Annotated in this window: 10 protein-coding genes; 7 read left to right on the top strand and 3 right to left on the bottom strand. The window is 39.2% G+C overall.

The window, feature by feature from the left end:
• Nucleotides 1-63: 63 nt before the first annotated feature.
• Both pgeF and DKZ56_RS02735 read right to left on the bottom strand, forming a co-directional pair.
• A complete protein-coding gene (gene pgeF / locus DKZ56_RS02730) occupies nt 64-825 on the bottom strand; it encodes a peptidoglycan editing factor PgeF (RefSeq protein ID WP_208651211.1) in 762 nt (253 codons plus the stop codon).
• 138 nt (nt 826-963) lie between these two features.
• Complete coding sequence (locus tag DKZ56_RS02735) at nt 964-2,214, bottom strand: PLL family lectin (protein ID WP_208651212.1); 1,251 nt, start codon at nt 2,212-2,214, stop codon at nt 964-966.
• 459 nt (nt 2,215-2,673) lie between these two features.
• Here DKZ56_RS02735 and DKZ56_RS02740 point away from each other — a divergent pair, with 459 nt between their 5' ends.
• The 5 genes from DKZ56_RS02740 to DKZ56_RS02760 all read left to right on the top strand — a co-directional run bounded on the left by DKZ56_RS02740 (nt 2,674) and on the right by DKZ56_RS02760 (nt 7,328).
• On the top strand, nt 2,674-3,894 hold the full coding sequence (locus DKZ56_RS02740; RefSeq protein ID WP_208652141.1) for an ABC transporter substrate-binding protein: 1,221 nt from the start codon (nt 2,674-2,676) through the stop codon (nt 3,892-3,894).
• A gap of 127 nt (nt 3,895-4,021) precedes the next feature.
• On the top strand, nt 4,022-4,897 hold the full coding sequence (locus DKZ56_RS02745) for a branched-chain amino acid ABC transporter permease (protein WP_208651213.1): 876 nt from the start codon (nt 4,022-4,024) through the stop codon (nt 4,895-4,897).
• Between the two features lie 12 nt (nt 4,898-4,909).
• Entirely contained in the window at nt 4,910-5,848 is a 939-nt protein-coding gene (locus DKZ56_RS02750) for a branched-chain amino acid ABC transporter permease (RefSeq protein ID WP_208651214.1), read from the top strand.
• A complete protein-coding gene (locus DKZ56_RS02755) occupies nt 5,845-6,621 on the top strand; it encodes an ABC transporter ATP-binding protein (RefSeq protein ID WP_208651215.1) in 777 nt (258 codons plus the stop codon). The genes DKZ56_RS02750 and DKZ56_RS02755 overlap by 4 nt, the downstream gene beginning before the upstream one ends.
• Nucleotides 6,621-7,328, top strand: a complete 708-nt coding sequence (locus tag DKZ56_RS02760) for an ABC transporter ATP-binding protein (RefSeq protein ID WP_208651216.1) — start codon at nt 6,621-6,623, stop codon at nt 7,326-7,328. The genes DKZ56_RS02755 and DKZ56_RS02760 overlap by 1 nt, the downstream gene beginning before the upstream one ends.
• Nucleotides 7,329-7,399: 71 nt before the next feature.
• Here the strand turns inward: DKZ56_RS02760 and DKZ56_RS02765 are convergent, their stop codons facing one another.
• On the bottom strand, nt 7,400-8,119 hold the full coding sequence (locus tag DKZ56_RS02765) for a DUF6904 family protein (protein ID WP_208651217.1): 720 nt from the start codon (nt 8,117-8,119) through the stop codon (nt 7,400-7,402).
• A 361-nt stretch (nt 8,120-8,480) separates the two neighbouring features.
• Between DKZ56_RS02765 and adh the strand changes: the two genes are divergently transcribed.
• Together adh and DKZ56_RS02775 are read left to right on the top strand one after the other, a co-directional pair.
• Nucleotides 8,481-10,016 carry an aldehyde dehydrogenase gene (gene adh / locus DKZ56_RS02770; RefSeq protein WP_208651218.1) on the top strand — a complete coding sequence of 512 codons (1,536 nt, stop codon included), beginning with the start codon at nt 8,481-8,483 and terminating at the stop codon, nt 10,014-10,016.
• A 26-nt stretch (nt 10,017-10,042) separates the two neighbouring features.
• Nucleotides 10,043-10,405: a DUF779 domain-containing protein gene (locus tag DKZ56_RS02775; protein ID WP_208651219.1), complete on the top strand. Its 363-nt coding sequence runs from the start codon at nt 10,043-10,045 to the stop codon at nt 10,403-10,405.
• Nucleotides 10,406-11,178 lie beyond the last annotated feature (773 nt).

Below are 11,178 nucleotides of genomic sequence, written 5' to 3' on the forward strand. Positions count from 1 at the left end.
TTTCGATTATAAGAGAATCGCTTTTTTATTTGTTATATAAGCGGTTAATAGCGTTTCCAAAACTTATGCTTTTTTCATGATGAACGTTAAATGGCGGCCTGCTTTTTTATTTTCACGATAAGAGAAGCCCTGAGGATTTTTAAAGGTGCAAGTAGCATCAATGGTAATGTGTTCTGATGGAATACCGCTCAATTCACATTGCTTTTTGACAGTTTGTTGGTTGTCGATATGATATTTTCCTGTTTCGGGGTTAAAGTAAATGAATTCATCTGCATATCCCAACTGCTTGAATTTTTTGTATACATCTCCATCGACTTCAAATTTTTCTTGGCTGATTGCTGTGCCAAGATGAACATGAACATCTTTCAAATCGCATTGTTCATTTTTTTGAAGATGTTCAAAAACCTTTCTTGTAATTTCTTTTACGGTTCCTTGCCAGCCGGAATGGATTACTCCAATGATGCCGCTTTTTTCGCTGTAGAAAATAACGGGCACACAATCGGCCGTAAAAGTGCAAAGGACAATATTCGGCTCTTTTGTATAAAGGGCGTCTGTATTTGGAATGGCGGTATCTTTTGATAAAGCTCCGCGTCCGCTGTCTTCTGCTGTTACTTTATAAACGTTGTCGCTGTGGGTTTGATTGGCGCAAACAAACTGCTCGATATCGCAGCCGATATATGCAGCTAGCTTTTTGCGGTTTTGAATAATATCTTCTTCATTTTCGCAAACATGAAGCGCCATGTTATTTTGTTCTAATTCTTTTTCATTTTTTAAGGTAATGCCGGCAATGAAACGATTGTTATTAAAATAAATTTTGGTTGTCATGTTTCCACTCCTAGAATTTGTTCATCAAATTGCATGTTAATTTTAATTATATATACTTCTTACTGTTGAGTCATAGAAGAGTTTTATTTGAACATAAGAAAAGCCCCTCGAAAAGGAGCTTTTCACTCTTTCGTTCTATTACGTTTGTTGATAGCGATGAATTAAATCGTTGTTTTGTCCCCGTGCGAAGACATCCGTCCGATTTGGTCCCCAAGAAACAGCGGCTGGAGCACTTGTAATTTGAGTTGGGCCAAGGCTTACCCAAGGCTCCCAACGGCTGCCGTTCCAAGTGCGTTTATATAAACGATTTCCTACTCCTCTGACAAATACATCGAGATGGTTTGGCCGTTTGGAGGAAACAGTTGGCGCACTTGTCAACGTACCGCCGAGGCTTTCCCAGTCGCTCCATCTTGTGCCGTCCCACCATTTATGGATTAAATTATTATTTACGCCTCTTGCAAACACATCAATTCGGTTTGGCCCCCAAGAGATGGCTGCAGGTTCTGAAGCTAAATTGCCTCCAAGGTCTTCCCATGATTCCCAGTAAGTTCCGTTCCAAGTTCGCTTATAAAGGCGATTTCCTGTTCCACGAACAAATACATCCAATTGATTAACTTGTTGAGAAGAAGCTGCAGGACCGCTTGTTAATGTACCGCCAAGGCTTTCCCAGTTGCTCCATCGAGTGCCATCCCACCATTTGTGATACAACGCATCATCAGTTCCTCGAACAAAAACATCGATGCGGTTTTCGCCCCAAGAAACGGACCCAGGTGCTGAAGTCAATACACCGCCGAGACTTTCCCAGCTGCTCCATCTTGTGCCGTCCCACCAAATGTGATATAACGCATTGTCGCTTCCTCTTGCGAATACGTCCAAGCGGTTTGGCCCCCATGAACTTACGCTAGGAGCGCTTAATAATGTCCCTCCTAAGCTTTCCCAATCAGACCAACCAGCTTCAGGTCTTGGTCCAGGTTCTGGAGCAGGGCTTTCACCGCGTATATAAGCAAGCGCCAATTCAATAGCCCGAATTAAAATACGATTGACTGTATTTTCTGGGAAATTCATGGAGCGAATGAATAATGGGAACCAAGGATTGTCGCGTTGGAATTGATTATAAATTTGTGTAGGAGTGCGATTTAAGTTTTGTTGGCTGTGTACATAGGAGATTGTTAAAAACATGAGGGTATCAATCATTTGAGGATTTACGCCAGCCTGTTCCAGCTGAGTGTATAAATTGCTATGTTCTGTGCGAATGCGCTGAATCAATTGTTGTACGGTTGGTCTGGCGGTTTGTTGAGGTGTTTGTTGGACATACAAAGAATGATTGAATGGATAATAATTAACAGGTACATAAACATAGTAATATGGATAACCATTATACATGTACATTAGCATACCTCCATTTCTCTGAATAGTGTATGCATAAAAAATAAAAATGGGACTCTATCATTATTTCAAAAAGGAATAGTATTTTTATCCCATCATCAGGTATTGGAAACGGGACATATTGCATGTTTTAGGAATAAAAAGTTGTAAATTTTTATAAAAGATTTAATCGAGGTGAAATAAAAAAATTTTGATAATCCAAAAATAAATTTTGATAGATTATCAATAAATTATTAAATAATTTTTTATAATATAAAATTTTTAAATTTACTAAAAAATCTCACTAGACTAAATAGAAAGAATGTTTTAAAATACTAAAAGCTAACATTTTAATTTTTTGAAATAGATATTAGAGGCGGAATCTTATTTCAGAAAATTTAGATTTTAGTTTTCTGAAATAAATGTATTCATTTTCAGAAAAATCTAATATCTATAAATTTATTAATGGGGGGAGTAATGATGATGGAGGAAACAAAAAAACTAAAAAAATATGCCTCTCTCTTTCTAGCGTCTTCGTTAGTCGTAGGAGCTTTAGCTGGCTGTAGTGGAGGTTCCGATGGAGGTGACGATTCTTCTTCAGGAGATAGCGGCTCCTCTGGCGGAGATAGCGATGTAATTAAAATCGGTGCAAACCTTGAATTGACTGGTTCAGTTGCTTCTTATGGTTCATCCATTAAACAAGGGGCAGAACTAGCGATTGAAGAAATCAATGCAAATGGTGGAATTAACGGTAAGCAAATTAAATTAGTTCCGGTAGATAACAAATCAGAGAACGCAGAAGCCGTATCTGCCGCACAACGTTTAGTATCACAAGAAAAAGTAGATGTTATGATTGGGCCAGCAACGAGCGGTAACGTTCTTGCTACTGTACAAATCGCAAATCAAAACAAAATTCCAATGGTTACTGCTTCAGGAACTGCACCAAACGTTACAGAAAATGAAGACGGTTCTATCAATGAATATGTATTCCGTACATGCTTCATTGACCCATTCCAAGGGATCATTGCAGCGAACTTTGCTACTGAAGAGCTTGGCGTAAAAAATGTAGCCATTTTTGCGGATAATTCTTCAGACTATGCAAAAGGTTTAGCGGCTGCATTTAAAGAACAAATCGAAGCAAATGGCGGAAAAGTGGTTGCAGAAGCAGCGTATGTAGCAGATGATACAGATTTCAAAGCATCTTTAACAACACTGAAATCTAAAAATCCAGAGTTTATCTTCATTCCAGGATATTATGAAGAAGTCGGCTTGATTGTTAAACAAGCTCGCGAATTAGGCATTGATGTTCCATTAATGGGTGCTGACGGATGGGATTCTCCAAAATTGGTTGAATTGGCTGGTGCTGAAAACTTAAACAACTCATTCATCATCAACCACTATTCATCTGAAGACCCAGATCAAAAAATTCAAGACTTCGTTAAAGCATTTAATGATAAATATGGCGAATCACCAAATGCATTCCACGCTCTTGGATATGACACAGTTTACTTCATTAAAGATGCGATTGAGCGCGCTGGTTCATTAGATGGAGAGAAAATTAAAGATGCGCTTGCTGCAACAAAAGAGATTTCGCTTGTGTCTGGTACATTCTCAGTGGATGAAAAGCATAATGCTGTCAAATCTGCAACAATCCTTGAGTATGTAGATGGACAACAAAAATTCAAAACAAAAATTGAACCGTAATAGTGAAAGAAAGGGGGGCACACCGCCTCCCTTTTCCCTTTAATAATTACGAATTCCAAATATTAGTTGACCGTTGCTTATTTTCAGTTGACAGAAATACCTATGCTACAAAAAGGAGTGTGACATTATGGATTGGTTGCAGCAACTAATAAACGGTATTTCCTTGGGAAGCATTTACGCCTTAATAGCGTTGGGTTATACAATGGTTTACGGGATTATTAAATTGATTAACTTTGCCCATGGTGATGTGTTCATGCTCGGGGCATTCATCGGATTTTTCGCCATCACTCGATGGGAGATGGGCTTTATACCGGCGTTGATAACAGCAATGATTTTATGTGCAATCATTGGTGTCATTATCGAGCGGGTCGCTTATAAACGATTAAGAACTGCTACCCGGATTGCAGCATTAACGACAGCTATTGGGGTATCGTTTTTAATCGAGTACACAATGATTTTCTTCCGAGGTGCTACACCTGAGGCTTATCCTCAAGTATTGCCAAAAACAACGATTAATATTCTCGGCGCCAACATTAACTCACAAACTATTTTGATTCTTGTAGTCACTATTACGTTAATGATACTTTTACAATTTATTGTTCATAAAACGAAAATCGGTAAAGCGATGCGTGCAGTGTCCCACGATGCGGATGCAGCCAAATTGATGGGCATTAACGTGGATAATACCATTTCTGCAACTTTCGCGATTGGTTCGTCCTTAGCGGGCGCAGCGGGAGTTATTTTCGGTTCCTACTACACAAGAATCGATCCGTTAATGGGGGTTCTTCCTGGATTAAAAGCCTTCATTGCAGCGGTTTTAGGTGGAATCGGCAGCATTCCAGGTGCGATGGTTGGAGGGTTTATTTTAGGAATCATTGAAACGATCGTCAGTGCTATAGGATTCTCGCTATGGCGCGACGCAGCAGCTTTCGTAATTTTGATCTTGATCTTGATTTTAAGACCAGCAGGATTATTTGGTAAAAACATCCGTGAGAAAGTGTAGGTGACTGGGGAAATGAAAAGATCAAAAGCCTTTTGGATTTATTTAGCAATTGCAATAGTGGTCTATGCAGTTGTACAAGTCATGTTTATGAATGGAATGTTGGATATCTATTACCAAAATATGCTCATTACGATATGCATTAACGTTATACTTGCAGTCAGTCTGCATATTGTTATTGGAATCACAGGGCAATTCTCCATTGGTCATGCCGGTTTTATGGCAGTCGGGGCTTATATTAGCGCCATTTGTACGATGAAACTTGGATTGCCATTTATTGTAGGGATTATTTTGGCTGGGATTGTAGCGGCCATTGCCGGCTTGCTTGTTGGTGTGCCTTCCTTGCGATTAAGAGGCGACTACTTGGCCATCTGTACATTAGGTTTTGCTGAGATTATTCGAATTGTTTTCTTAAATGTGGAATATGTCGGAGGAGCTGCCGGGATGGTTGTCAATCATGCAACAACTTGGACATATGCCTTTGTTGCTGTTGTAATTACCATCATGGTTATCTCCAACTTTACAAACTCCCGTCATGGACGCAGTTGTTTAGCAGTACGCGAAGATGAAATTGCTGCCGATGCGATGGGAATTAATATAACTTATTACAAAGTTGTAGCTTTCGTTATTGGTTCATTATTTGCAGGAGTAGCTGGTGCGCTTTACGCCCATAACTTCTACATTATTCAGCCAACAGCTTTCAACTTCCTAAAATCCTTTGAAATTTTAATTTACGTTGTATTAGGTGGTTTAGGAAGCCTTTCCGGTTCTATTATTGCTGCTATTTTCTTAACAGCAGTTTCCCAATACTTGCAGGCGTTCCCGGAAACACGTATGATCATCTACTCCATCGTGTTGATTCTTGTAATGTTGTATCGACCATCAGGACTCATGGGAACGAAAGAATTGAAGGATGTCTTTAAAGTGAAAAAGAGAGGAGGTTCTGAAGCATGACTAATCCTCTTGTAAAGCTTGAGAACGTTGGGATTCAATTTGGCGGATTAAAAGCGGTACAAAAAGTAAATATGTATATCAATAAAGGGGAGCTCGTTGGCCTTATTGGACCGAATGGGGCCGGAAAAACAACAACTTTTAATATGTTAACCGGCGTATATACTCCTACAGAAGGCGAAATTACTTTTGACGGCAAAAGCATTAAAGGTTTTAAACCATATCAAGTTACTCAAAGCGGAATCAGCCGTACATTCCAAAATATTCGCCTCTTTAAAGAATTAACGGTATTAGACAACGTTAAAATTGCAAACCACCACCTTGCAAACCATTCAATCCTTTCTTCCATTTTCCGAATGCCAAGCCATTTTAAAGGTGAATCAAAAATGGAGCAGGAATCGATTGAGTTTTTAAAGATTTTTGGACTTGATGTCTACAAAGATGAATTAGCCAAAAACTTGCCTTACGGAATGCAACGGCGTCTTGAAATTGCCCGCGCGCTCGCTGCTGGTCCAAAACTTTTGCTCTTGGACGAACCGGCAGCAGGTATGAACCCGCAAGAAACGCAAGATTTGATGGAATTAATTGCCTTAATTCGAAAAGAATTTGACTTAACTATTCTTTTAATTGAACACGACATGAGTTTAGTCATGGGGATTTGCGAACGAATTTATGTGTTGGACCATGGTCAATTGATTGCTGAAGGAACACCGGAAGAAATACGTAACAATCCAAAAGTAATAGAAGCTTACCTTGGCGAGGAGGTTGTGAAATAATGCTCAAAGTAAATAATATTGACGTATATTATGGGAATATTCATGCATTGAAAAATGTCTCCTTGGAGGTAAATGAAGGTGAGATTGTTACGTTAATCGGTGCAAACGGTGCAGGAAAGACTACATTATTGAAAACTTTGTCCGGTTTATTAAAACCAAAGCACGGAACCATTTTATATAACAAGCAGCAAATTGGAGGAAAGCCGGCTCAAACCATTGTAAAAAACGGTGTCATTCATGTACCTGAAGGACGCAGAGTATTCGCCAATATGACCGTTGAAGAAAATTTGGATTTAGGTGCGTATCTTCGGAAAGATCGGGATGGCATGAAAAAAGATTTAAATCATGTATTTGAATTGTTCCCGATTTTAAAAGAACGAAGAAAACAATTGGCTGGTACTTTATCCGGCGGGGAACAACAGATGTTGGCGATAGGAAGAGCCATAATGTCCAAACCGAAGCTATTGCTGTTGGATGAACCTTCGATGGGTCTTGCGCCATTAATCGTTCAGCAAATCTTTGAAATCATTCAATCGATTAATAAAGAAGGAACAACGATTTTACTTGTTGAGCAAAATGCCCATATGGCGTTATCGATTGCAGACCGGGCATATGTAATTGAAACAGGAAAAATCGTGTTATCTGGAAAAGCGAAAGAGCTTCAAGAAAGTGAAGAAGTAAAAGCTGCTTATTTAGGAGGCATATAAAGAAAAAGGCTTACCCGGAAAGCGAATGGATCTTTTCGGTAAGCCTTTTTTGGTTTTATAGAATGATATAATTACCATTCAATGTGTTCAGGATATTTCATTCGAATTGGCAATTCATGAATTTCATGTTTTGTCAGATTAGCAGTAGCTAAAATTTCATCTTTTAAAGCAATGTACTCATCATCTTCTACCATCAAACGGATGGCAAAGGCTCCTAAATTTTCTTTTCTTTCTTCAAAGGAAAGCTTCAAATATTCCAAGTTTAAAACATCCACATATTGCGTCGCATATCGGAAGTATTTTGGTGATTTAGTAAACATGAGGTGAATAAAGACATTGAAATGTTCTTCTGGCAACTGTTCTCTTAAACATTCTGTCACGACGGACTGGAACTTTCGAATCGTTGTGATATATGGGTTCCAAGGATTGTTGTCGATATGTTCATTATATAAATCGATAAAGTCATTTAAAGCAAGGGTTGTAAAAATTAATTCCGGCCATAAAATTTCAACGGAAAAATAGACATTTTTTTCAGGTGCTAGAATATCTTTTTGCCGCTCAATTCCTTTATGCATTCCGTTTGCGACAAACTCCACATTACATTCCCCTCTGGTTGCCTTTCTTAATTGAAGACAAACCCCTAAAATACGCTGTCTTGCCCCTTGGAAATCATAATATTTATTCTCGTCGCCAATAACTTCATAAATGGAGTTGATGAGTTCATCCAAATCCCAATAATCTCCGCTGATCCGACCGCCAGTTAAACGTTCTGTGCTCTGAATGGATAACATATTGGATCCCACCTTTTTTGGAATCTACTAAATCTATTGTACAACCTTTTTGAGCGAAATGACTATATATTTCTATTTTGAGAGATGTTAGAGTTTCAACAAAAAGACTGCTTAAAATAGAAAAAAATAAATAAAGCAGATAAAAAATAAAAATATAAATTAAAAAGTAGTTTACGGCTATTGACTTAGGGGTAAAGATAAGAGAACATGAATCCGCTTATAGGAGGTGTCTTAGAAAAATTTACAGGATTAGATATAAATTTGTAATCTTCTGAATAAATATATATTAAATACCTTTTAGTAGACGGATACTTGTGTCTACGGAAAAAGGTATAAAAACTTATAAGGGGGAGTAGTAGAAATGTCAGTTTTAACAGCTGCTTATGCATTTCCAAATACTGAAGGGGCTATTGTTAATTTTAAGGAGAAATACGACAACTATATTGGCGGAAAATGGGTGCCTCCTGTAAACGGGGAATATTTTGACAACATAACGCCTGTAACTGGAAAACCATATACAAAAGTCGCTCGTTCAACAGCAGAAGATATTGAGCTTGCCCTTGATGCCGCTCATCAAGCGAAGGATGCTTGGGGAAGAACTTCTGTTGCAGAAAGAGCCAGAATTTTAAATAAAATTGCTGACCGCATGGAAGAAAATTTGGAAAAGTTGGCCGTTGCGGAAAGCTGGGAAAATGGTAAACCGGTTCGGGAAACATTAAATGCGGACATTCCATTAGCGATTGACCATTTCCGTTACTTTGCGGGGGTTATTCGCGCACAAGAAGGCAGCATCAGCCAAATTGATGAACATACAGTAGCATATCATTTCCATGAACCAATTGGCGTAGTGGGGCAAATTATTCCTTGGAACTTCCCAATTCTAATGGCAGTGTGGAAACTGGCACCAGCTCTTGCAGCAGGAAACTGCGTTGTGTTAAAACCTGCTGAGCAAACACCAACTTCTATTTTAGTATTAATGGAACTTATTGGAGATTTATTGCCGCCGGGTGTAGTTAACATTGTAAACGGTTTCGGTCTAGAAGCCGGAAAACCATTAGCATCCAGTCCGCGCATCGGTAAGGTGGCCTTTACTGGAGAAACAACAACAGGAAGACTGATCATGCAATATGCTTCTCAAAATATTATTCCTGTGACATTGGAGCTAGGCGGCAAATCGCCAAACATCTTCTTTGAAGATATATTTAATGCAGACGACGAATTTTTAGATAAAGCCATAGAAGGATTTGTATTATTTGCCCTTAACCAAGGGGAAATATGTACATGCCCTTCAAGAGCATTAATTCATGAATCCATTTACGATCGATTTATGGAACGCGCCCTTGAACGAGTAAAAGCCATTAAGCAAGGAAACCCGTTAGATCCGACTACAATGATTGGGGCTCAAGCATCTACAGAACAAATGGAGAAAATTTTATCTTATATTGATATCGGCAAACAAGAAGGGGCCGAACTGCTAATTGGAGGAGAACGCAACATTTTAGATGGGGAGCTTGCAGAAGGCTATTACATTCAACCAACTGTATTTAAAGGGCATAATAAAATGCGCATTTTCCAAGAAGAAATTTTCGGTCCGGTTGTGGCAGTCACAACTTTTAAAACAACGGAAGAAGCATTGGAAATTGCCAATGATACAATGTACGGCTTAGGCTCAGGTTTATGGACTCGCGATATGAACACTGCTTATCGGGTAGGGCGCGGCATTCAAGCCGGAAGAGTATGGACAAACTGTTACCATCAATATCCTGCTCATGCTGCATTCGGCGGCTATAAAATGAGCGGCATCGGCCGTGAAAATCATAAAATGATGTTAGAACATTATCAACAAACGAAAAACTTGCTAGTAAGCTATGATCCAAATAAACTTGGCTTCTTCTAATGCTTGATTATGAAGGAGGAATGGCGTTGGTAGAGCGTGTTATTGCGACGGAAGCAGCCTTAGCCCTCATTGAACAGTTAAAGAAAAAACATGGACCAATCATATTCCATCAGTCAGGTGGTTGTTGCGACGGTTCATCACCCATGTGTTATCCGGAAGGCGATTTAATCATTGGCGATAACGATATACTGTTGGGAGAAATTGGTGGAGCCAAATTTTATATGCATAAAACACAATTCGAATATTGGAAGCATACGCAGCTCATCATTGATGTCGTTGATGGTCGAGGGGGAATGTTTAGTTTAGAAAGTGTGGAAGGGAAACGTTTCTTAACAAGGTCGAGAGCGTACACTTCTGAAGAACTTGCGGAATTAAATCAAGTAAGTTGATGCATGGAAGAGGCTGGGATATAAAAAAATTATAGGGGTAGCTGAAAGAGTTTTGATAACTAAAAATTGATTGGAATGACGGGGCGAGTGCTCCTGTCGCGCACGCTTAGTTGCAAAGCAAAGTTTTCCTGCGACGAGCCCTCTCGAGACCACGAGGAGCGAAGGAATGAACTCCGAGGAGGCTCGAGCTGGGCCTGCGGAAAGCGTCCCCGGAACGGAAATCAATTTTAACAACATATCAAAAAAACATCATTTTCTCTTTGGAGAAAATGATGTCAGACTGTCGACAAACCCCAACTCAAATGCTTCATTTGAGTTGGGGTTTGTCTTTTTTTTGCTCATCATTTTCTAAGATTCTTGTCTTATTTAGGCTGGGGGTGACTGGCAAGTCTTTTTTTGTTTATGCACAGAAATTTAGTGCAGGACTCTGCATTTTTCCTTTGCAAAGCTCTGCACTTTTATTTTGCCATACACAGTTTTGGGGTAAATTTTGGGGGAACAAATTCAAAAATAGCTTTCTAACCATTGATATTACTGGAATCGTAGAGCTATAGAGTTTTCCTCTCGTTAATTTCAGTGCTTTTTCCAAAAACCTTGGGACTTTGTTGCAAGTTCCAGGGTTTTTTACTTTTACAGGTTTAAATATTTTGGGGGAAACGCATGAATTTGGGGGCATCCGCACGAATTGGGATTGTATCCGCACCAATTGTGGGGATATACGCACGAATTGGAATTGTATCCGCACGAATTATGGGGGCATCCGCACGAATTGG

Origin of the sequence: Ureibacillus thermophilus (assembly GCF_004331915.1) — a bacterium.
Taxonomy (GTDB): Bacteria; Bacillota; Bacilli; order Bacillales_A; family Planococcaceae; genus Ureibacillus; species Ureibacillus thermophilus.